This window comes from Paenibacillus agaridevorans (genome assembly GCF_018604145.1).
In the GTDB taxonomy this organism is placed as follows: Bacteria; Bacillota; Bacilli; order Paenibacillales; family Paenibacillaceae; genus Pristimantibacillus; species Pristimantibacillus agaridevorans.
This window is the reverse complement of sequence record NZ_CP075889.1, coordinates 7,701,762-7,726,294: the sequence shown is the minus strand read 5'-3', so window position 1 is coordinate 7,726,294 and position 24,533 is coordinate 7,701,762. Positions and strand designations below refer to the sequence as shown.

Here is a 24,533-nt window from a genome sequence, read left to right as displayed (position 1 = left end):
CACACAAAATAAAAATGGATATTCATCCGATTAATAACAAAGAAAGCCGCCTGATTGCTATCAGGCGGCTCCTTCTTTACTGCTTTTTCAAATAGTTATAGATGGCTTGTGCTGCTTCAGCACGATTAACAGGAGCTTGAGGGACAAAATTGTTATTGCTCCGTCCAATCATAATGCCAAGCTCTGCCAAAGCCTTAGTCGCTTCCCTTGCCCATGAAGAAATTTGAGCGTCATCAGCAAAGCTATGTGCTTCAGAAGCCTGGATCGCTTGTTTTCTTTGCCATTCCAAAGCTCTCTTCAGAATAACTGCCATTTCCTCTCGGGTAATCGCAGCTGTTGGAGCAAAACGATTATTCCCTTGCCCATTGATGAGACCAGCCTTCGCAGCTGCACCAACCACTCCTGCATACCAGGCATCAGGCTTTACATCTGCAAAAGTGCTTCCGCTCACCTCAGCCAGCCCAATCGCTCTTACCAGCAACGCAGCAAATTCAGCACGTGTAATTTCTCGGCCAGGCGCAAACGTAGAGGCTGACATTCCATTAATAATCTGTCTGGCAGCAAGCTCGCGAATTGCTTCAAGCGCCCACTGCACCTTCGATAAATCATCGAATTTCTTCACAAATACCAAGCCTGCAAATTGCCCGCCCTGAAGCAACTGGACGGTTAGACGATCACCAGAAAGCTCTTCATTCAAGTAGACTAGTTCCCCATCTGTGCCAATCCGGTAAACATGATAGTTTGCTAGTTTGTCTTTTACGGCTGGCAATGAAAGCACTAGCGGAGCTGTAAATGGCTTCGCCGCCTGCTCTTTATCGCCTTTTGTCCATTTCACCAGCACTTCCCATACTTCACCCGGTAAAGTAACATTGGCATATTGTTTTTGTGCGGTAACTGAAGCAAGGCTTTGTCCATGTTCTTCAACCAATGCTCTCAGCTCCAGCTTAAGCTTCTCAGCACCTACCGCCTCACTGGCTTGCAGCAATTCCTTTATCCACTCGGGGCTAAGTACGAGCTGAGCATCACCTTGCTGGATCGTAAGAGACTTATCCTTCCCATGCAGCTGTTTCAGAATATCAAGCGGAAGTACTGCTTCTTCCTGCCCGGCTTGCAGTACAATTACAGGCTGATCCGAAGCGATGTCCTGAGGCTTTACAACATACTCGCTAGGTTTCGAACTCGAGTCAGGGTTTCCGCCGGTATAAGGCGGATCTACTGGATCTACATGAACTTCGGCATCTACTGTTACTCCAATGCTTGTGGTCAAAGGAATATGGTTTGTATTTACTACCCCTTCCGGCAAGATTACTGTTCCGTTCACAGTGAAGGTCTGTGCTGCTTTTGATACCGGATCATAGTTTGCCGCTGCCACATCCCATGCAACACTTGCAGCTATACCTCCTCCAGCTGTAGTTTCCAGCACTACTGTCTTCGGTAAGCCCAGTGCATCTGCTGTCTTCGCTGTTCCGTTAGCCACTGCGTTAATTGCCCCTGGTGTTGTTATGCTCACAAGTACTTTATCCGGATCTACTGGATCTACAGTCTGCTCCTTCAATTCAAATGCAACATAATTGACTGTCGAAGCGCCATCCATCATACCGTTATCCGTTAAGCTAAGCGCTGCTGCGCTCGTAGGCTCTACCAAATTAAGATGTGCTGTAACCCCTATCTTGCGGCCTTCTTCAGCCGTTATGCCGATCGTTGTCCAAGGGATAGCCATCTCTATTTGATAACCATCCGAAGTCCGGGTACCTTGTTCAATAATGCCCTGAGTTAGATTAGCGCTTGGAGCTCCATTATAATAGATTACAGGATCATCTACTCTAATGGTGTATTGATGCGTTCTGCTGTCGCGCACGCCTTGAATAAATTCACTGTCCACAAACAATTCTACACTTGTTTCTTCCCATACGGGACGCGTTTGCGGTGCATGAATATTACCATCCTTGACATCGAAAGCAGCATACAAATGTGTAGGACTCCACAATAAGCCTAGTCTTCCTCCGCTTGTTTCATCAAGCAAATTACCAAAGGCCATATGAGCAATATTCCAGTTGTTGTCCCAAGCTGATTCGTCTATAATGCCGTCAATATTCATCGTGCTGCTTGCAACAGCATTAAGCTCGTAGAGCGATTTTTCTTTCACAAATTTTTTCGGCATCCAAGCTGAAGAAGATACAGCATCCTGAGAAATATCTTCTGTCAAGGACAGCTTGCCCGCTGCCGCTAAGCTAGAATTATTGATATCCTTATCATTTACATGAGCTGTGATTCCGATTATATTGTCCTCCACCGGATTGATATCAAGCGATCTCCAAGGAATAGCAATTTCCATGTTATAACCTTCTGCTGTAGCAGCGTAGCTATACTTCACCTTTTCATTCGCTTTTGGTCTTTCCCGATAGATGTATACTTGCGGATCATCAACTCTAAATACGTATCTAGCTGTATGATCATCATATGTTCCTTGCTTGCCTGTGCCGTCTACATAAATTTCCAGCGAATCATCATCCCACGGATTGGCAGATCCAGAATTGATGACTTGCTGATCTTTAACTGCTGCCGCTACGAATAAATATTCATCGTTGTAATGGAATGATACCGAAGCATCATTATCAGTTACGCCCGATTTAAAGGACAGCTGAGTTTTTGAATTCCATATTGGATCATTCAACTTACCATCTATATAAGGAATCACCTGGCTGAATGGAAGCTCATACTTCTTCATGGCATCCTTATCCACGCCCAACAAATGCAGATCGCTGAAATATAATTCAGCTTCCTGACTTGTAGTCTTTGTATAGAGTGTAACAGAGACTATATTGGAAAGATCATTCTTTAATTCTGACATAGCAAACGATACATGATCGGCCCCCGCTAAAATAGTACCTATAAGGTGATCAGAAGCGACCCCATTATTATCGAAAAACTTTATCAAAATATCTCTAGGCTCATTGGTCGCATTATAAGTGTCAAATTCAATCGTTTGTGCCCATCTGAAATCTTTCAGTTCAGCACTTACAGGAATACGTATACCAGGATAGCTTTCCTGAATGCTAGAAGGAATCTGTACTTTTATTGCTTTTCCATCGCCTGTCGCATGGTCTTCTGTAATGCCAAGTATAGTTGATCCATATACAGATGTTATGCCACTTATCGCTTGCTGGTCTGAGAAGTTATTAATTACTTTTTTCATCATGATTTGCTCTAAAACGCGAGATTTAATCATGAATCCTTTAGTTACTGTCAATTCGTTTGTGCCTTGCTTAAGCTTTATTTGAACCTCATTCATACCTATGCTGAAATTCATGATATAGCTGTAGCGATCACTAGTGGAGTTACCTAGAATTACTTCACCGGTAATGTTCATACCATCAATAGTGACCTCAGTTCCTTTTGCTGCATATACGACAACTTCTTTTTTCAAAAATTCATTAGGTACATCATTCATTAAGATAAGTGCCTGTGGATCTTTCGCTAGCTCCTCAATAAAGTCTGCAATTTCACTTCTTACTTGTTGCAGCTCATCGACATTTTTAGTAAAAGATTTTACATTGGTAAATAAGCGATCATAATAAGGCTGGATCAAATCCTTAGCCGATACTTCCACGCCTAACCGCTCTGCTGCTTGATTAATACGATCTTCTAACAGCCACAAATATTCATAATCCTGGTTGCCATCACGAATAGCTTGAAGCCTTAATGTTGCAATTGGACTATTCATACCATACTTTTCGCCCGGGTATAGTAAAATACCATCTCCATTAGCACCTGGAAAAGCTAGTGGGTCATTCCATATATCTCGGTGCGTATAATATGAGCCATTCCATTTCGCATAGATATTAACGCCCCAATATAAATTCCCCTCAATATCGTAGGATTTTTGCATCCACGGGATCATTCTTGCGCTGATTAGATCATCGTCAAGATGATAGGTCGGATATGGATTAGCAGGTACAACACAACCATACCACCAAATATTCCCGCCATTATCTGTGAATTCCTTTACCCTGTTCAAATATTCCTTGCTTTCAAAGTCACGGAACAAAGGTGTAAATGTATTGACATCGTCAATTAGATCCGGATGAAGCGTAGTTGTTACAATATTTCTTAAATTTGGATCAATAGCAGCAATTTGCTGACTGCGCAGCCTCACTTTAGGGAACATTGCAGCCGAAGGCTCGTCGATTTCCGCGCCCAAATAGTAATAGGCTTTATCAAACAGCCCTTTCGACTTCAAATCATCAACGAGCGCTTGTGCTCTGCCGCTTTCAAAATCACCTACCGTATAAGGTAGATTGTAGGCAGATACACGCGGATCATTAATATAAGGCTCAGCATCAATTGCATACCGCTCGTAATCATCTGTGGGGATAGGCAAAGCCGTTGGCGTAACATGATAGTCCAACAAAAACTCATAGTAATTCTTCATAATCTCCCAGTATTCAGGTGAGCCATCTACAAGTCCTGTATAGGCGTATGAAAGCATCCAGCCCCACACAGCAAATGCAGTTTGTGCATGATTCTCTTCAGGCAGAGAGAAGTCTCTAACCCTTACTGTAATAGGCACCTGTTCAACATTGCCGTTAGCAGTGATATAGATTGTGCCTGTATACAGACCTGCAGGTGTGTTTGCCTCTGTTTTTACCGTATACCAAACCGCTTGATTATTCCCGCTTTCCACATAGATAGAACCATGCAATTGCATATATGATTCAAGCGGAATTAATGCATCTGGATACCAGCCTGGCTCATAAGCATTGTTTGATTTTACTGTTGTTTTAACGTAGTGCTGCACAAGCACCTCGACATCACTTGCAGGAATGATCGAACTGCCGGAGCTCAAATCCGAGATAGTCGCCTCCGTTATGTTGACATGCCCGCCGTCAGCTGTAAGCAGAACCTGCCCGCTTTGATATTCACGACCCGCCATTTCGAGCTTCACTTCATTTGAAGAAAGCGGAGCAGCATCACGCTTCAAATTCAGTGTGCTAGGTGCTGTCCAAATGCGATAAGTACCTTCTGACGACTGAGGACCTGCATTTAATTGTACCAATGAAGCATCATCAAAATAAACCTTGCCAGTACCGCCTGCTACCATCAAATAAAGTTTCACACTTTTTGTACCCTGAACAGGTTGAAAGCGGTAAACAAAGCGTTGCCAGTCGCCTGTAAACTCTTCTTTCTCCATTCTTTTGTTCGATGAACCGACCCATTCATTATTTTGGCCATGGAATCCTAAATCCATTATCGGTGTTCCAGTCATCCCCAGGTCGGATACCTTGAGCCAAACGGAGAACTCATATCTTTCTGTATCACTGACTGGTATAGATTCCGTGTAATCCCAGTTTGGATAACCCTCACCGGTTGAATGATCAATAAAAATACTATACGTACCCGAATGCTTTTCTTGGTCGCTAATCCCAAAGTCTGTTCCCACTTGGCTGGTTGAAGTTCTCCATCCAGCTGGCTTGCCTCTTGATATTAACTCGAAGCTAGCATTATCTAACTTATTTCTGGAAGTCATATCTTCTGAATCTGGGCCTGGATCTGGGTTTATTTCTACGAATGAAGCATCATCAAAATAGACCTTGCCGTTGCCACCTGCTATCATCAGATAAAGCTTCACTTTTTTTGCACTCTCAGCAGGTTGAAAGCGGTAAACAAAGCGTTGCCAGTCGCCTGTCATTTCTTCCGGCTCCATTTTTTTGTTCGATGCACCAACCCACTCATCATTTACGCCATGGAACCCCAAATCTATTGTAGGTTTTCCAGTCATCGCTACATCAGATACCTTGAGCCAAACAGAGAACTCATATTCTTTTGTATCCTTCACGGGTAAATAATCCATATAATCCCAGTTTGGATAACCCCCTGTTGTACTATCAATAAAAATGCTATACGTACCTGAATGCTTTTCTTGGTCGCTAATATTAAAGTCGGTTCCTAATTGACCGGTTGAAGGACTCCATCCAATTGGCTTGCCATCTGAGATTAACTCAAAGTCCGCATTATTTAACTTATTACTAGAAGTCACTTCTTGCGGCTCCGGGTCTAGATCAGGGTTTATTTCTACGAATGAAGCATCATCGAAATAGACCTTACCATTTCCACCTGCTATCATCAGATAAAGCTTGACGAATTTTGTACCCTGAACAGGTTGAAAGCGATAAACAAAGCGTTGCCAGTCGCCTGTCATTTCTTCGGGCTCCATTTTTTTGTTAGACGCGCCGACCCATTCTTTATTTCCACCATGGAACCCCAAATCTATTGTAGGTTTTCCAGTAATCTCCAGTTCAGATACCTTAATCCAAACAGAGAACTCATATTCTTTCGTATCTTTTACGGGTACATAATCGATATAATCCCAGTTCGGATAAGCCGCTTCTGCTGAATTATCAATAAAAATACTATACGTACCTGAATGCTTTTCTTGGTTGCTGATATTAAAGTCTGTTCCTAATTGACCGGTTGAAGGATTCCAGCCAACCGGCTTGCCTCCTGACATTAGCTCAAAGCCATCGTTATTCAGCATATTTCCAGAGGACGCTGCCTCTGCCTTCGGAACATAGCCAGTGACTGAAAAAAACGGTATAATAAGACTTAATATTAATAGTTGAACAGCCCATCTTTTACTTCTCGTCTTCCACATTTTCAAAAAGCTCACTCCTCTACGATTTATCTTTCCAGAACCCCTATAAGTCTGCAGCCTTTATCTGTCTATTACTTCCCCCTCTCTTTGAGATACACTTTTCAACTCCAAACTTTGAAAGTGCTTACATTTTAGCGGACCCAGGGACTCGCATGAGTACATGCTTACCCCTTATTCAATCACCCCTTCATTGCTCCCATTGTCGCCCCTTCCATAATTCTGCGTTGGAACATCATATAGAATATGACTGAAGGAATCATAACAATAACGACCCCCGCAAACATCGTTACCCAATCTGATGTGTACTGCATCTTCATATTTGCCTGATACATATTGACACCAATCGTATACTTGGCTGGATCGCTTAAATAAATAAACGGGCCAAGGAAATTGTTGTACAGTCCTAAGAACTTAAATATCGCAACGGTTACAATACCAGGAGTTGACAATGGAATAATGATGCGCCAAAACGTTTGATAAATAGATGCTCCGTCCATATAAGCACTTTCCTCTAGATCCTTCGGTAAAGAGGACATAAATCCGCCCAGCAGCATTAAGAAAAATACGTTTTCTCCGAAACTATCCAATATAACGAGTCCAGACAAGCTATTCGTTAAGTTCAAGCTTTTCATCAATATATACTGAGGCACTAAAGCATTAATCCCTGGCAAAAATAGCGATAGCATAATAAGTCCCCATATCAAGGCTCTGCCGCGAAATTGCATTCTCGTAAGCGCATAGGCATTAAGTGTCGTTAAAAAAGTGCCGATTACTAGACTTACCCCAACATAATAGACAGTGTTCATCATAGATTGCCCAATATTATAAGATGTCCATGCTTTTACGTAGTTGCCCCAATTCAAACTAGTAGGCAGCGCCCATATATCCTGAAAAAATTCCACATTCGTACGCAATGATTGATAGGCTATCCATACCACCGGAAAAATAATGGTAGCTGCCCAAAAGAACAGTGCCAGCCTCCAAATGTAATCCATAAATGTTCGCCGTTGAGCCATACACTCTACCTCCCTTGCAGCTACTAAAACTCAATAGATTCCTCTGGATAAAATTTATCAATAATGATTTTTGCTCCTACCAAAACAACAAATAATAGCATGCCAATAGCAGATGCATAGCCATAATTATGATACTCTTTTCCAAAAGCCAAATTAAACATATATAGCCCGATTACATCTGTTGAGCCTTCAGGTCCGCCATTGGTCAGAATCATAATCATTTCAAAGCCTTTCAGTGATCCCAGCACAACAAAAACGACGCAGACCCGAATAACATTGCGAATGAGCGGTATCGTAATTTTAAAGAGCAGCGCCATCGGCTGCGCCCCTTCGAGCTGAGCTGCTTCATATAGCGATTTTGGAATTGCGCTCATAGCATTAATAAAAATGACTACATATAACCCTACGCCGCCCCATACCATCGGCAAAACAAGCGCCCATATAGCAGTCTTTGTACTGCCAAGCCAATAAAAATCATTCATCTTTATGCCAAACAATTCAATAATCCCATTAAACAAGCCAAAGCTCCCATCAAATATAAATGCCCATAACAAAGCAACCACTACTGTAGAAAGCACATTCGTAAAGAAATAAATAACTTTGTACCAGGCATTTTCCTTGTAGGACTTCATATTGAGCAAGTAGGCAAGCAATAATGAAATGAAAACGATAAGTGCAGGCACAATAATCATATAAATCGCATTATGATATAAGGCACGCCAAACGAATTTGTCTTTTACCAAATGAACAAAGTTATCGAAGCCTACAAATTTAGGTTCTGTTAATCCATCCCATTCCAAAAAGGAGTAGTATACGGACATAATATTGGGATATAGCGTAAATAAAATATAGCCAAGCAAGGATGGAGCAATAGCAATGATTAAAAATGTCAGCTTCTGCCTGCTGGCTTTACTCGACTTTCTCTTAGCTCTTGCTACGCCCTGTACCATTCTAAGTTCAGCATCCATTGCACACTCTTCCCCCTTATACAGGATTTGGGAGAAAGAATCTTTCTCCCAAATCCGCAAATGATGTTACGGACGGTCTTTAGCAATGGCTGCTTGCTTCAGCTTCTCGGCTTCTTCCAATACCGGAAGCGGGTCCTTTTTGCCTGTTGCAACTGCGGTAATCAGTTCGCTGATCATTTTACTGGATTGTCCATCTTCGGGACTAGACAGACCGAAATTGCGGCGGTAAGAAATGTACTCTACATTATGTTTAGTGAAATATTCCATTACTGCTTTTTGTGTTGGCTGCAGCTTCGCAATACGAGCAGGGTCATCGCCGAAATCAAGTCTGCCTGGGTAGGAGCCCGCATCAATTGCTAGTGACTCTTGAATTTCAAAATTGTAAAGGCTCATAATAAATTCTTTTGCCCATTTCTTTGTCAAATCAGGTTTGTTTTTCCAAATAACAAAGCTTACATCACCTACGCCCGCATTAACAAAAACCGTTTGATTCGAATCGTTCGTAACTGGGATGCTCATAAATCCCCAAGTAAAGCCTTCTGGTGTGCTTTCCTTCATTTCATTGCCTACCCAGTCACCTGTTGCAACCATTGCGGCTTTATGCTGCATGACCTGCATTTGCGACTGTGTATGATTAAGAGCAGCTACACCGGCTGGGAAATATCCCTTTTTACCAAAATCATACATACGTTTCCAAGCTTCCTTATTTTCTTCCGTTGTGAGCTGAGGTCCATCGAAATTGCGGAAATTTTTCAAATAACTATCGAAGTTGCCATTAGCCTTCGCTATGCCAAATTGAACTGTGTCGAATACATAATTCGTTAAATAGCCTGCATAAACTCCAGGGAATGTAATTGGAATGATGCCATCTGCTTTGATCTGATCAAGCAGGGCAACAAACTCATCCCAAGTATTTGGGCTTTTGTTCCAGCCTTTCTCGTCAAATAGCTTCTGATCGAAGAACAATCCCGCTGTGTAGCCGACAACTGGCACTCGAGCTGTCATGCCAAGGCTTAGCGCTGTATCATAGAAATCATCAGAAATAACTGAACGAAGCGTTTTGCCAGATCCATCCGGCAGTTGGCGATCCCAAAGATCATCTTGTGGTTCCAGCTTGCCTGCTTCTACTAGACGTTCAAGCGATCCTGCTGCAGAGAATCGCGGAAAAAATAAATCAAACATATCTTCATCTTTGCCCGCTGCAATTTTCGGCTCAAGTATTGTTTCCAATGTAGGCGTAGAAGTCAAATCGAATGTAACGTTTGGATACTTTTTGGTAAACTCTGCCATAGCCAAGTCCATCCAAATACGACCAGATCCACTTTCCCATAAACCCACTTTTAAAGTTACCTTCTCATCTTTAGGAAGCCCATTCTCATACACTTCCGGTTCTGCCGGCGCCGATTCAGATGGAGCAGCAGACTCATTCGGCGTTACTGAAGGCGAGCTTGACGGTTTATCGTTTCCATTGGAGCCGCAAGCCGTTAGCAAAGAAAAACACATTACTACGGATAATAAAAGTACATGAAATCTTTTCAAATCAATTACCCCCTGGTTTTTTATTCAGCTGATGCTATTTAAAAGCTGACCGCTTCTCAGCTCAACTGCCAATTCAATGGACTTGCCGCCAGAAAGCCTTGACTTCTCTGCCGCAAAAGCCATCAGATGACTTTGCATAGAGGCTTCAGCTGATGTAAGTCCTGGCCCTGCATCCTTGCCACGCGATCGTACTTGCTCCAAAAACGAACGCATTAGCCCTTCGTCTCCTCCGCCATGCCCGCCTTCTTCAAGGATGACTGGCACCGTTTCAGGCTCAGCTCCAAATCGATAGAGCTGTATGTCGTTTTTCTCCATATATCCTCTAATTTCACCCAGCGTTCCCATGATCTGAACCGTTCTTGAAATATCGTGCGAAAAGCCAGACATCGTAAAGGAAGCTGTCACACCGCTATTAAACTCCATATTTACAACCTGATGGTCAACAACATTATTATTGCAGCGATAAACACATTTGCCGAATGGGCCCGTTTGCAGTGCCTTGCGAATGCCTTGCGCTGAAAGATCATGTGTTATAAATCTGGTCCAGTCTGTTGTCTCTGCCTCCTCATAAATGCGAATAGCAGAATACGGGCACTCGCGCTCTACTGCGCAGCCGTCCAGACATCGCTCAGTCGAACCGGGCGGGGCGTTCTCAAGGCAAAAATGCTTTAAAGAGCCAAAAGAACTGACCCTCCTACACGGTTCATCAATAAGCCACGTCAGCAAATCCATATCATGGCACGACTTCTGCAGTATCATAGGGCTTGTTTCTTCCGAGCAGTTCCAATTGCCTCTTACAAAGCTATGTGCCATATGATAATATCCAACATTTTCGCTCAATTGTATGGTAACGAGATCCCCAATGGCATCGCTTTCAATCAACCGCTTAATACTTGACCAAAAAGGAGTATATCGCAGTACATGACACACGGTGAGCAATCTCCCGGAGCTGCGGGAGGCTTCGACCATCGCAATGACCTCTGCTTCTAATGGAGACATAGGCTTCTCTAGAAGCACATCATAGCCCAACTCCAATGCTCTCACCGTAGGCAGAAAATGCATTTTATCCTTTGTTGCAATAATAGCGATATCTGCAATTTTAGTTTGATCAAGCAGTTGCTCCCAGCTTTCATACACTTGATTTGGCAATAAGCCATGTTCGGCAGCTGCAAGCATTCTGCGTTCTTCATCCGGATCTGCAACCGCGACAATTTTCAATTCATATGGATGCTTATTAGCGTAAGCTCCGTACACAAATCTTCCTCTTGCCCCGGCGCCCATTACCACTGCCGTTATTTGGCGCACCTTATCACATCCTTCTTAACATAGGTCTACACCACCCATAAATCGGTAAACCTGTTTTCGAAGTGATAATAACACCCGTTATATATTGCTGTCAACCCTGATCTAAAATATTATTTTTTGCATTTAATGCGCTTACATAACCTGTATCTGGTCACGATAAAATCGCAAATTACATAAAGATTTGACGTTTTAACTAGTTTCAGCCTATAATATAACCATCGTTATGAATTGTTTTTAAAGGAGTTTATGTATATGGTGACTAAAAAAGAAATAGCAGAATACCTCGGTATTTCTCGCACTGCCGTTTCTCTCGTTCTAAACAATACGCCTAGTAGCACTATATCCGCAGAAACGCGCAACAAAATATTGCAGGCAGCCAAAGATCTCGGCTATCGCGATATTGAGGTTTCTCCAAAGCTTTGCTATGTGCTATATGATCGAGATGCTAATGACCCGCGTTATCTGCCGGATTTGCAAGCGATTGAATCAGCTGCCAGCCAGCATGATTATGGCTTGATCTTTATGAATATCACTCATGAAGCAGAGTCGCTGAATAAGCTGCAAAAAATAATAGAAAATCAGGAAGTCGATGGCTTCGTCATATCCGGAGATGTGGACGACAAATTGTTGGGAATTTTCAAGCATTCCAGCACCCCGTATATCTTTTATGGTAAGCCGTTATACGAAATCGGAAAAAATTGCAATCACATCGCGACTGATGACCATAAGCTCGCTTATGATGCTGTCAACAAACTTCTATCGCTCGGACACACCCGCATTGCACTTTTTATGGGATCACTGGATTATCTCATTCACCAGCGGACTTTAGAAGGCTATTTGGAGGCGCTTAAAGATAGTGGGATTGAGATAGATAAGTCTCTCATTCAGATTAGCAATGATGAGAATGGCTATGAAATATGTAAGCGAGCTCACATGCTGCGCCTCGATTATTCAGCAGCTTTCTGTGGTAATACAGTTATACAATTTGGGGCATTACAATACTTGCAAAGTACTGGAATAGCTGTACCAGGTGATATCAGCTTGATCGGTTCCGGATTTACTGAATTGGTCAAATTAAGTATACCTCAGCTAACTACCTACTATATCTCCAATACGGAGAAGGAACGTACCGTCAACGTATTAGTAGATTTGATTAACAAAAAAATTACCGATGATACAATTTCTGTATATATAACTGATTTCGAATGTTTTGAAGGCGGTACAATCGCGCCCTATCAAGCAGCGAAATAACAAAAAGGAGCAGCAACTGATGTATAATAATCCAACACTTTCTGCGTCATGGATTTGATATCCGGATGATTTTGAGCTTTGGCTGCACAAGGAAGTAAGCATGCGTCGGGATGAACGATTAACGGTCATCCCGCCCTTTTTCCGCATGGATCCCCATTATACTGTGTTAAATTCCGCAAATGGGTCCAGTTTCATAAGGAGGAGCAGGTATCTCTCTACGCAGATGGGATTTATAATATTGCAATTAACGAGCGTGCCTTCGGCAAATATCGCAGGAACTGCTTGATCTGAAACAACAGATACAATAACGGCTTCCAGCTGCTGAGCTTCCCTTTCACACTTCGGAGGATAAGCTTCACTGAGCAAATATTAATATCTGAATCTTCCGACAACAGTATTTACTCCACTTCGGCAAGGAAGCTGTGAAACCTACGATGAGATTGTTATTAATCATCAACAGCCCAAAGATGTGAAAATAGATCATTCCAGAGCCTTCCGTTTTGTTCAGATCAACTATAATCAAACGGTTCAAATTAAAGAATTTAGTGCCTTATATGAATTATTGCCCGTTGACTATCATGGAAAATTTCGTTGTTCCAATGATAAGTTATGACCTACCATATCCAATACCAGAATACTGAAGGAGATGCTTAATTTGCATACTATATCTGCTATTTTGTTAGGTGCCGGAAGCAGAGGCAATTTTATTTATGGACCATACGCTGAAAAATATCCGAATGATTTTAACTTTTTAGCTGTTGCAGAGCCAGATGAGCAGCGGCGGCACAAATTTGCAGCCGTCCATGAAATCGATGCTGAGCAAACCTTTGCATCCTGGGAAGATGTCCTTGCACAAGGCAAGATTGCAGACGCTGCAATCATTAGCACTCAGGATAGCATGCATTTTGAGCCAGCCATGAAAGCGCTCGAGCTTGGGTATCATATTATTTTGGAAAAGCCGATGTCTACTTTAACTGAGGAATGCGTGCAATTAGAGGCAGCAGCCCAGAAGCATGGCCGATTACTAATGGTGAGCCATGTACTGCGTTATTCACCTTTTTGGGCAACTATTAAAGAGGTAATCTCAGAGGGTACAATCGGAAAAGTAACTTCCATCCAATTAACTGAAAATGTAGGTTTTCAGCATATGGCACATAGCTATGTACGCGGACATTGGCGCAACACCGAGCAATCAAGCCCAATCATATTAGCCAAATCTTGTCATGACCTCGATATTATTTCCTGGCTAATGGAGCAAAGCTGCAGTCGAGTAAGCTCATTCGGAAGTCTTATGCATTTCCGCGAGGAAGAAGCGCCTCTAGGTTCAACTGCTCGCTGTACAGATGGCTGCGCTGTTGAACGCAGCTGCCCATACTCTGCTATTAAAATTTATTTGGAAACAAAAGATCCGCATTATGCACGCTATATTACGAATAACCCTACGCCAGCCAATACATTGCAAGCTATTAAGGAAGGTCCTTATGGCCGATGCGTTTATCGATGCGATAATGATGTAGTTGATCACCAAGTAGTGAATATGGAGTTTGAGAATGGCGCGAACGCTTCCTTCACACTATCCGGTTTCACACAGCATATAGCCCGTACCGTTCAAGTAATGGGCTCTCATGGCGAAATACAAGGAAATATGGAGGATGGAGTTGTCAAAGTGTATCACTTTGCAACGGGTAAACAAATCATTCATCAATTCAGCCCCACCGGTGATGGGCATGGCGGAGGAGATGATCGATTTATTGGCTCCTTTATAGATGCGATTAGACAATTTGACAATAATCCAAACCAAGGATTAACTTCTGCAGCAGCCTCACTTCAAAGCCACCTTATCGCTTTTGCAGCTGAGCAGTCTCGTATCAATCGCGGAATGCCTGTCGAGCTAGAATCATTTATGTCTGTCGTGTAACAAACAGCAATTAAACGGGTACCCATACTCTAGCACTTCAAAGAAAGTGTTTAGTGTATGGGTACCTTTTAGTCTACCGGATTTAACAGTGGAGAATAATCCATTAATCCCTTAGCCTTTGACTGCTCCTAACGTCGCTCCTTCCATAATGGAGCGCTGCAGCAACACATACATAAATACAAGCGGTAACAGTGTAATCATTAATCCGGCAAACAGGGTAACCCAATCCGCCTTATATTGCATCATTATGCTGGCTTGATACATCGCCACGCCTATTGTGTATTTGACAGGATCGCTCAAGTATATAAATGGGCTAAGAAAATTATTATATAACCCCAGTATCTTGAAGATCGCAACGGTTACAATGCCGGCTGTCGACAAAGGCAATATAATTCTAAAAAACACTTGAAATATGGAGGCTCCATCCATATACCCGCTTTCCTCGAGCTCTTTTGGCAGAGATTGCATAAACCCGCTCAACATCATGAGAAAAAACGCGCTTTCGCCCAAGCTGTCGAGAACAATTAGCCCCGTCAAGCTGTTTGTCAAATTCAAATCCCGCATGAGAATATACTGTGGAACCAATGCGTTAATCCCAGGTAAAAACAGAGACAGCATGATGGCTGCCCATAGCAGCTTCCTTCCCTTAAACTCCAAGCGGGTTAATATATAGGCATTAATAGCTGTAAGAAAAGCACCGATTAACGTGCTGAAGCCGACATAATACACCGTGTTAATCATGGCTTGCCCAATACCGTATCCTTGCCATGCTTTTTCATAATTGATCCAGTTCATGACCTGAGGCAGCTTCCAGACATCCTGAAAAAATTCCCGATTCGTTTTGAGTGATTCGTAAAATACCCAGATCAACGGAAACAAGATGGAAACTGTCCAAATCAAGAGAAATAATGTCCACACGATATCCGCAGCATTGCGTTTCTCTTTCACTACTCTTTCCTCCTAAAATTCCGCTGATCGATTTGCCGTAAATTTATCAATAATCAGTTTTGCGCCAACCATAACAACAAATAGTAACATCCCAATCGCTGATGCATACCCATAGCTTTGTGATCCACCGCCAAAAGCAATGTTGAACATGTACAGACCAATAACATCGGTTGAACCTGAAGGGCCGCCATTTGTTAGTATCATGATGTTCTCAAAGCCTTTAAATACGCCTAACATTAAAAACAAAGCAGCGACTCGAATGATTGGCATGATTAACGGAATGGTTATCTGAAACAGCTTGTTCATATGATTAGCCCCTTCCAGCGTAGCCGCCTCGTAAAGCGACTTGGGAATGGTTGTCATGGCATTCATAAAGATAACAAAATAAAATCCGACCATCCCCCAGACCGAAGGAGGGATCGTAGCCCAAATGGCCGTGCTTTTTTCGCCCAGCCAATAAAAATTCCCAATATCTACACCTATTATTTTTAATCCCGCATTAAGCAGGCCAAAGGTTCCATCGTAAATAAAGGCCCATAACAGAGAGATCGCTACTGTCGACAAGACGTTAGGAAAGAAAAATATGACTTTAAATATCGAATTGCCCTTATAGTTTTTACTTGTTAATAAATAAGCCAACAGAAGGGAAATAAGAATCACGAGTGGCGGGATCGTAATCATGTAAATGAGGTTATGCCATAGCGCCCTCCATACATACGTATCCTGAAACATATAAATGAAATTCTGTAGTCCGACAAAACGTTTTGCATTAATGCCATTCCAATCCAGCAGAGAGTAATAAACCGATAACAGATTAGGATATAGCGTAAACAATACATAGCCGCCAAATGCCGGAATAAGGCCTATCAGAATAAAAACCAGCTTTTGTACCTTTTCCTTTTTACGCCAGCCGTTACCTAACCTACTCTCTTTGATCAGCATCTCAGTCAAGATGTCTTTCCCCTTTCTCTCGAGAGTGGGATGCGGGCCAAGCCTTTGGCTCGCCCGCATCCTTAACCTCGAACTAAATTACTGCTGAGCGTCTACCGCTACCTGCAGTAGTTTTTCTGCTTCTTCCAGCTTCGGGAGCGGATCCTGTTTGCCGGATGCTATATCATTTAATGATTCTCTAACTAATTTCATAGCTCTGTCTGCATTTTGATGTGTCAGTGACACGTCTCTCAAATCCGGACTTGCCCCTTTCACATTATTATTTTTCAAATACTCCAGTACCGCCTTTGGAGCATCTTGCAGCTTGTCCGCTTTTGATTCATCATTTAAAAAGTCGGCGCGAACAGGCAATGTACCCGCCTTTTCGGCAATTTGCAGCTGCACGTCCAGATTATACATCCACAAAATAAACTCCTTCGCCCATTTCTTGTTCAACTCGGGCTTTGCGGACCAAATGTAATGCCCGCCGCCTGGATGCGAGCTGTAATACTTCACATCCTCCGCCTTCTCTCCCATCGGAATCAGCATAAAGCCCCACTGAAATCCTTCCGGAATGGAATCCTTCATCTCATTTTGCACCCACTCGCCAGTAGAAGCTGTTGCCGCTTGTCCCTGCAGCAGCTGCATCTGTGATTGCGTATGACTTAGCGCCGCAACACCATCCGGGAACGCTTTCTTTTTCCCTAATTCATAAATTTTGTTATGAACGTTTACACTCTCTTCGGACATATAAAACGGCGTTTGATAGTTCTTGTAATTTTTGTTGAATGAATCTAGATTTCCATTAATATCAGCTGTTGCATACATCTGATTAACACCTAGAGAAAATTCCAAATACCCTGGATATTTGCCCGGATACGTAATTGGGATGATATTGTCTGCGCGAATGGTATCCACCAATTCGGTAAACTCGGCCCAGGTTTGCGGGCTTTGATTCCAGCCTTTTTCCTCAAATAAAAGTTTGTTATAAAATAAACCCGTTACATTCTGACTGTATGGAAGAGCGTATTGTGTACCATGTAGTGTCGGCGTCGACTTATTTAGCGCATTTGTTAATTCGCCAAGTGTCTTGCCGTCGCCATCATACAGCTTGCGCTCCCACAGATCCTCCTGCGGCACTATTTTCCCTTCCTTGGCAAGCGCGGCTGCGACTGCAGCCGAATTTTCCCCTAGAAAAGCAGAGAAGATATCAAACATATCGTCGTCATTATTCGCTGAAATTTTTGTTGAAATAATCGTATCGATCTTCGGAGAATAGGTTGTATCAATCTTTACGTTAGGGAATTTTTCTTCAAAAGTACGAATGGCATAATCAATCCATTCCCGTCCCGTACCGCTTTCCCAATAGGCGAACTTCAACGTCACCTTCTCGTCTTTAGGCAAACCGTTTTCCTCATAAACAGCCGGTTCCGAATTTCCAGGAGCTGCAGTCGTATCTGGAGTCGAGCTTGATGGTGTACTGCTATTCCCTGGTGTAGCTCCCTTGCCCGAACATGCGGCTAGCATTGCAATCGATAGAATACAGATGAGTGCCAGCTTCCAACTTTTGTGTTTACGCTTCAATGTTGACCCCTCCAAAAAAGAATTAGATTCGTGTAGCTACTTGAACAACTTTTGCCACGCTGCAGCTTTCATTTGGCATAATCAACTTAGCATTTCAAGCATTTTTCCGTACATAGCTTAAATGTAATGTGATAGACAAAAAGGAACTTTTGCCTTAATAAAGGCGCTAAAATCAATAAACAGCTAGATAAGATCCGATTTTTTTAGTAATCGTTGAATGACAGTAGCAACCTCGGCTCTAGTAATGAAAGCTTTTGGTGCAAGGAAGCGACCGCTTCTACCAGTAAGAATACCTGATTCGACGGACTTGATAATGCTGGCTTTTGCCCAAGCAGCTGCAGAATCGGCATCTTGATAGGCTGCTAATAAATCTGTGTCAGCTGCGGAATCAAGACCGTCACTCATCCCTGTTAAGAGCATTGCTCTAGCAATGACTGCCATCGTTTGTTCGCGCGTGATGCGATCATTTGGACGGAAAGTACCATCCTCGTATCCAGTAATCAAACCATAAGAGACAGCTGCCTGAATAACTCCGGCGTACCAAGCATCGGATGTTACGTCAGAGAATTTGGACTCCCCTTGTTTAAGCGGGATTCCTAAACCACGAACAACAAGAGCAACAAATTCGGCGCGTGTAACCTCACGATCAGGAGCAAACATTTGCTTGCCGATTCCATTAATAATCGTACGTGAACTCATATCTAGAATAGCTTCTTCTGCCCAATGGTTCGTCGTATCCTTAAACGTTATCGATTTGCTGATTAAAGCGTACGTGCTGTTAGTTAAGCTGTTGATTTTAGCGTAAGATTTTCCATCCATACTTACGATTTGCGTAGGTACATGACGGGTACTTCCATCAGCATCAATAACTATCGCCGTTGTAATGCCGCTTGGATCAATGCCGTCTGGAATAGCGATTAGTCGCTCCACGAAAGCTGTGAAGGTTGAAACTTCAATTTGTTTACCGCCATAATGAGCAGTGATTACAAAGTTAACCGGCGGAACCATAATGTCAAACTGTCCGTTATTGGCTGCAGCTTCAACAATACGAATCATTTCTGCGGATGCGGCGCCAATTTCGATCTGGAAGAAGATATCCTTTAGCACTGCATTAGATCCGAATTGTGCTGCAAGTGCGTCCAAATTGATTTGTTGAGCAGGCAGCGTATACGTGCCACGATCGGCTACAACTTCTAGCGTCGCTTGGCTGTTTTGTAGAAGCTTGATGATTTCGCCATTAAGCCGAGCGATTATTACATCAGAGTCTCCACCGACAGGTATTGTGACTTTTGAAGCTTGTCCATTTGCTGCAAGCACATTTGCAACATGGTTTTGGTTAATCTCATACGTGACGACAGATTGATCTCCGCGCGTACTTTCCTCAATCGAAATAAATTCATCTGTTTCTTCTACAACAGTTGTTCCGGTTCCAGCGCCCGGATTTGGATTAGTGCCTGAACCAGGATCCGGATTAGAGCCGCCTGGTTTTTGAAGCTTGATCGTATGGAAGGTGTCTGGGCGCCAAGGCTGACTTCCCCCCCATCCGATATATACCGAATTGCCGTGGTAATTCCGGAAAAATAGACCGATCAAGCTGTCCGTTTCATTCGGATCTACACCAATCTTTTCAAACGGAATAGCTTGTACAACCTTCCAGCCTGTTTCGTATAAATCAGCATTCGTTTCAATTTGCTTCGTCGGTTGATAGCTTTGGCCTGCACCTGCGTTATAATACAGTACGTTAATTGCCAGCGGATTTGTCATGTAGGCATAATAGGGACTGAAAGCGTCTTTAGCAACAAATGTTTCTACAGAATCATCTGCCCCGCTTGTCCACCAGCCGCCGGCTGTAATGGAATTACTGATTTTCACTTCAGGCGAATTGATATTGTGATCGACATTATCATAGCCAACGTACAGGTACTCTTCGTCCCATAATAGATACACCTTTGTTTCCGCAGGGGCTGCCGTACGTTTACTCATGACCAGGAAATCCGACATAGGCTGCACGCCAGTCCAAGGACCGGACGTGAAGTCTAATGTATTTAAAATATCATCTTTGTCAGCAGTCGTTTTTACGGCAGTTGCTAGATATTCTTTGTAACCAATTTGCATTAAGAAGCTGTTCAACTCGGCCTTAACAGCAGTATGTTGAGGATTTTTCTCCAAATAGGAGAGCAATGCCTCAATCATTTTGGATTGAACACCATCAAATTGCGCAGGATTCAAATAATCGGAGATTTCTAGAATCGGATCGCCTAAAAATCCATTACGTAATTCAACTCGCGTTTTAGCATATTCATAGCTGTCTTTAATGAAGGCGACGTATTGTTCAGCTTGCTCAAGATTTTCCGGTTCAACTGCAGACGTTCTTGGGAAAGATTTTGCAGAAGCCTCGTAATATTCGAAGGATTGCATCATCTTGTCAGCACGAACCTGTTGTTTGCCGTCACCAGCATGTGCAACTACTTGTTCCATAAGCGCACGAGCTTGCGTCAGCTCTTCTTCTGTTACATCTTGAAGATAGCGCAGGTCGTCAAAGGAGAGCCAATTTGCACGAATTTCTCGGTTTGCCCAGGTTTGGTACCACTCCGTATCGAAAATGCGATTTGTCCAGAAGTTTTCCCAAATGGCGTAATAATCCTCTAGATATGGAGCCGCTTCTTCCCCTACTGCTCTCTCATACCATTCATACATTAAATCGTCTACATTGAGATCAGCATCCCACTGCATCTTCGCCATTGCCCATGGTTTCGCGCCTTCACCGCCGAAATTAGGGAACAACTCGCCAACATGCCCGATTACGTTGTTTTCTGCAGCGTATTTGTACATGTCGGACAAAGTTTCCATATAAATACGCGGAACATGATATTGAGAGCCATAAATGTACTCGTAGAAACCAAGATTAGTCGCAACTGCTGACCAAGCTTCTGTTAGTGCGTGTCCGCCTATTTTTTCATCAGGATTCCCCCAGATCATGCGGTCAACCGTGATATACGGAACTACATTCTCATGCAGCTGGAAGGAAGGCGGTTCTAAAACATTCCAATACGCAAGCAAGCCAAAATATTTGTCAGAGAATTCGCCATTATTATAAGTAGTTACACCCTCTGCAATATCGTTTACCCATGCATAGTAGACATCCGACAAATCGACAGCACCCATGGAGTTAATCTTAGGGGAGCGTGCAATGTCTGCTGCACAATAGTTTTTACTGTCATTTACACCAAGTGAATAAGAAATCTCATCCGGATTGTTTTGAAAGAATTCAACAATTCTCGCAATAGCCGCTTCTGATGTTTGATCGCTAAAGCATGGCTGCCACTCGAAAGCATGAGTAGGAACTTTTCCGTCTGGATAGTATTCTGGATGGTCGGCAAACACAGACGGGTTGAATAGCTCCGTCATATTATGATGAAAATTCAAGCTATCGTGCATCAGATTTCGTACAGCCCACTCTGCGTTGGCATGTAATCCCCATTCGGCTTCTGTACCGAAGAAATGACGGGCAATTGCATCAGGTTCATCCGTTAGCGTACCACTTGGAACAGAGATCGTATCGTACGAAAGTACATCCTCTCCGTCCGGCCCCGGCATTAACCAAATCGCGCCTGCATATTTCTCAAGGAAACGATATACCCCAAACTCTGTACTCCACTTGTCAGCGCCGATAATTGTAATCGAGTTGCCGCTGGCATCCATAATAAATGCATCTTTTTTAAGCCCGCTCAACATAGCTGTATAATCTTTGTATGGATTAAAGCCTACATAAATACGATTAATGTCGCTTTGCAACGCTAACGCCCAGTCACGCGACATTACTTGCAGAGTAACGCCCGTGGATTGTTTCACATAGTTCTGCAGCGTAAAAGCAGCATCAATTACTTTTGTGTCTGCTTGCTCCGGGTACACAATGACAGCGTTAGCTATACGATCGTCAACAATCGTTACCGCTTCCGTTTCTAGTTCTTCGTATTTTACAGCGATAACCCGATCGATAAATAGCTTGTCGATTTGCGTGTTAGCTGTATGGAAGAATAGTTGTGCGTCGGTTTGTGCGGAAGCATCATAGATCCAGGGAATTTCCAAATAGCGATACTCTCCGCTTGCTAGAGGAACTTTGCTAATCGAAGTTCCTTCGGCCGTGTTCGGCGACAAACCAACCTGCATCGCATTGCTGGTAGAAGCAAGTCCTGATTCTACGCGAACATTGGCATACAATTTCCATTTGCCGGTGGTAGGCAAGTCTGCTTGATCAATTGTAACTGCTTTTGCTGCTGTTTTACCTGGAATTTGTACGGCTTGCTGGTTCCAAGCTTTTGCATCTTGCACAATTGCAGCAGGTGCAGAGACATGGAAATCGCTCTCTTCAATGCTCAACCAATCATTAGCATCCAGGTGGCTAACAAATGCCGGGACTTCAGTTGGTGCTTGTTCTACATGTTTGGCCAAGTAAATTCGGTCGATATTTAGTTTCTTGATCGAAGCGCCGTTCGTTGAAAACCATATAAATTGGTTGGCGGCATTCGCATCATACTCATATGTCCATGGCAGTCGAATCGTTTGGTATTTACCGACCGCTTGCTCTGGGACGTAGAAGGATCTGGATTGCGAATTTGTATCTTCCATACCGGCAGTGAAGGCTTGTGCTCCGCTTTGCGCTTGACCTTGTTCTACATAGACGTCTGCGTAGATTTTCCATTCCCCTGCAGTAGGAAGAACGGAGCTGGGAATTCGAATCGCTTGCGTATTCACATTGCCGGCAAGCTGCGCCGCTTTGTAATTCATCGCTTTTTTGTCATCACGAATAACCGCAGGCGATTGCAGTTCAAATTGACTCTCTTCAATGGTTAACCAATCATCCACTGAAAGCCAAACAGCGAAATCCGGTATTTCCGTTTTTGTTTCTGGAGTATAGCTTACGGCGTAAAACTTATCGACATATAGATTAGCAGCCAGTGAGTTGCTCATTGAGAAATATAAATACAGTTGATCTTCTTGTTCCGAATCAATGATCCATGGGAATTTCAAGTAATGATATTCACCATCGGAATAATCAGAGTAGGCTGCAAATTTACCGTTCTGTGGTACGTTGTAGAAGCCGTAATTGAATGCAAAGCCCGAAGCGTCAGGCGCTACTGAACCTGCATCAATTTTCACCCTGGCATATACTTCCCAATACTTCTCTTGAGGAAGCTTTGTCTTAGGTAATTGAATGGCCCAATCATTCGCATTGCCGGATAGCTTGGCAGCCTTACCATTATCTGCTTCGTTATCTGACACTATAACTGCCGGATTATATAGATCGAACTCGTTTTCTTCAAGCATCATCCACTGATTGACTGGTACTCCTTCCAGAAACTCAGGCAGATTCGAATTTACCTCAGGGATATGCTTTACAAGATAGAAGTGATCCACATAAAGCTTATCGATATTTATGCCATCCGTAGAGAACCAAATAAATTGATTGCTTACTCCTGCTTGATAGCCATACTTATAATCAAATTCCAGATAATGATATTCACCATCCGCATATGTTTCGATATCCGCTACTCTGCCGGAGCTTAATGGAGGATAAATCCCATAGTTGAAAGCATAAGCAGGGTTCTGATCTCCAATGTCTACTCGAACACGAGCAAATACTTTCCATTCTCCCTCTTCAGGAATAGTTTTGTTAGATACTTGTATCGCCCAAACCGGACTGTTGCCAGGCAAAACAGCAGACATACCGTTTTCTGCTTTTCTGTCGGTATCTAAAATAGCTGGATTGTGTAATTCCATTTGCGTCTCATCGACTTTGATCCAATTCTCGGCAGGCACTCCGTCCAAGAAGTCAGGCAGATCAGTTGGTTCATCCGTATTGATTTTAACTGCATAAGCATGATCGACATAGAAATTAGCCGAGGAAGCATTCTCCGTAGTAAAGTAAATCAGCTGATTACTGATGCTTGAGTCATAAGAAAAAACCAGCTTCTGATAATGGTACTGTTCGTCCCCAAAGGTATCCAGAGAACCAAATCCGATATTTCCCGACGGATGCTGTCCATATACGAACGCATGCGTTGGTGCGGCACTTGGATTATTATCTATCCGCATACGCACATAAATATCCCACTTATCTTCTTCTGGCAAAATGTCATTGCCCAGCTGGATAGCCCACTCATTGTTATTGGGGCCAATCCTTGCAGCCGAACCGTCTGTGGCAGTTGCATCAGCAACATTGATCGCATTACCATGAAGAGCTAATTCACTGTTTTCGATTAATACCCATGCATCGTTAGGCAGCTCTTGAATAAAATCAGGATGAGTGACGGATGGGGATTGGTCATTGAGTGGGGCCATTGCATAAATGTTTTGAAAGGTCGTTAATAAGATGGCTAAACAACAAATGATAGACATTACCTTTTTGTTCAAGTTAACTG

Annotated in this window: 11 protein-coding genes; 2 read left to right on the top strand and 9 right to left on the bottom strand. The window is 43.0% G+C overall.

Annotation, left to right across the window (positions count from 1 at the left end; genetic code table 11):
• Positions 1 to 76: 76 nt before the first annotated feature.
• The 5 genes from KJW29_RS31005 to KJW29_RS30985 form a co-directional block, all read right to left on the bottom strand.
• Positions 77 to 6,652, bottom strand: a complete 6,576-nt coding sequence (locus KJW29_RS31005; RefSeq protein WP_246608918.1) for a sugar-binding protein — start codon at positions 6,650 to 6,652, stop codon at positions 77 to 79.
• A gap of 179 nt (positions 6,653 to 6,831) precedes the next feature.
• Entirely contained in the window at positions 6,832 to 7,668 is an 837-nt protein-coding gene (locus KJW29_RS31000; protein WP_214627488.1) for a carbohydrate ABC transporter permease, read from the bottom strand.
• Between the two features lie 23 nt (positions 7,669 to 7,691).
• The gene (locus KJW29_RS30995; RefSeq protein WP_214627487.1) at positions 7,692 to 8,636 is read right to left on the bottom strand and encodes a carbohydrate ABC transporter permease; all 945 of its coding nucleotides are present in this window, start codon (positions 8,634 to 8,636) and stop codon (positions 7,692 to 7,694) included.
• Positions 8,637 to 8,702: 66 nt separating this feature from the next.
• Complete coding sequence (locus tag KJW29_RS30990; protein WP_214627486.1) at positions 8,703 to 10,175, bottom strand: ABC transporter substrate-binding protein; 1,473 nt, start codon at positions 10,173 to 10,175, stop codon at positions 8,703 to 8,705.
• Between the two features lie 24 nt (positions 10,176 to 10,199).
• A complete protein-coding gene (locus KJW29_RS30985) occupies positions 10,200 to 11,480 on the bottom strand; it encodes a Gfo/Idh/MocA family protein (protein WP_214627485.1) in 1,281 nt (426 codons plus the stop codon).
• Positions 11,481 to 11,732: 252 nt separating this feature from the next.
• On the opposite strand from KJW29_RS30985, the gene KJW29_RS30980 reads away from it, so the two are divergent.
• Positions 11,733 to 12,731, top strand: a complete 999-nt coding sequence (locus KJW29_RS30980; protein ID WP_214627484.1) for a LacI family DNA-binding transcriptional regulator — start codon at positions 11,733 to 11,735, stop codon at positions 12,729 to 12,731.
• Positions 12,732 to 13,386: 655 nt separating this feature from the next.
• Positions 13,387 to 14,649, top strand: a complete 1,263-nt coding sequence (locus tag KJW29_RS30975) for a Gfo/Idh/MocA family protein (protein ID WP_214627483.1) — start codon at positions 13,387 to 13,389, stop codon at positions 14,647 to 14,649.
• Positions 14,650 to 14,760: 111 nt separating this feature from the next.
• On the opposite strand, the gene KJW29_RS30970 is transcribed toward KJW29_RS30975, so the two are convergent.
• The 4 genes from KJW29_RS30970 to KJW29_RS30955 form a co-directional block, all read right to left on the bottom strand.
• Positions 14,761 to 15,597, bottom strand: a complete 837-nt coding sequence (locus KJW29_RS30970) for a carbohydrate ABC transporter permease (protein ID WP_214627482.1) — start codon at positions 15,595 to 15,597, stop codon at positions 14,761 to 14,763.
• A 12-nt stretch (positions 15,598 to 15,609) separates the two neighbouring features.
• Entirely contained in the window at positions 15,610 to 16,539 is a 930-nt protein-coding gene (locus tag KJW29_RS30965) for a carbohydrate ABC transporter permease (protein ID WP_214631396.1), read from the bottom strand.
• Positions 16,540 to 16,626: 87 nt separating this feature from the next.
• The gene (locus KJW29_RS30960) at positions 16,627 to 18,111 is read right to left on the bottom strand and encodes an extracellular solute-binding protein (RefSeq protein WP_214627481.1); all 1,485 of its coding nucleotides are present in this window, start codon (positions 18,109 to 18,111) and stop codon (positions 16,627 to 16,629) included.
• Between the two features lie 183 nt (positions 18,112 to 18,294).
• Entirely contained in the window at positions 18,295 to 24,525 is a 6,231-nt protein-coding gene (locus KJW29_RS30955; RefSeq protein WP_214627480.1) for a DUF4838 domain-containing protein, read from the bottom strand.
• Positions 24,526 to 24,533 lie beyond the last annotated feature (8 nt).

Bases quoted from the DNA above. Each gene is read 5' to 3' on its own strand.
- KJW29_RS30965 (WP_214631396.1), bottom strand. From the start codon at position 16,539: ATGCTGATCAAAGAGAGTAGGTTAGGTAACGGCTGGCGTAAAAAGGAA.
- KJW29_RS31000 (WP_214627488.1), bottom strand. From the start codon at position 7,668: ATGGCTCAACGGCGAACATTTATGGATTACATTTGGAGGCTGGCACTG.
- KJW29_RS30980 (WP_214627484.1), top strand. From the start codon at position 11,733: ATGGTGACTAAAAAAGAAATAGCAGAATACCTCGGTATTTCTCGCACT.
- KJW29_RS30995 (WP_214627487.1), bottom strand. From the start codon at position 8,636: ATGGATGCTGAACTTAGAATGGTACAGGGCGTAGCAAGAGCTAAGAGA.
- KJW29_RS31005 (WP_246608918.1), bottom strand. From the start codon at position 6,652: ATGTGGAAGACGAGAAGTAAAAGATGGGCTGTTCAACTATTAATATTA.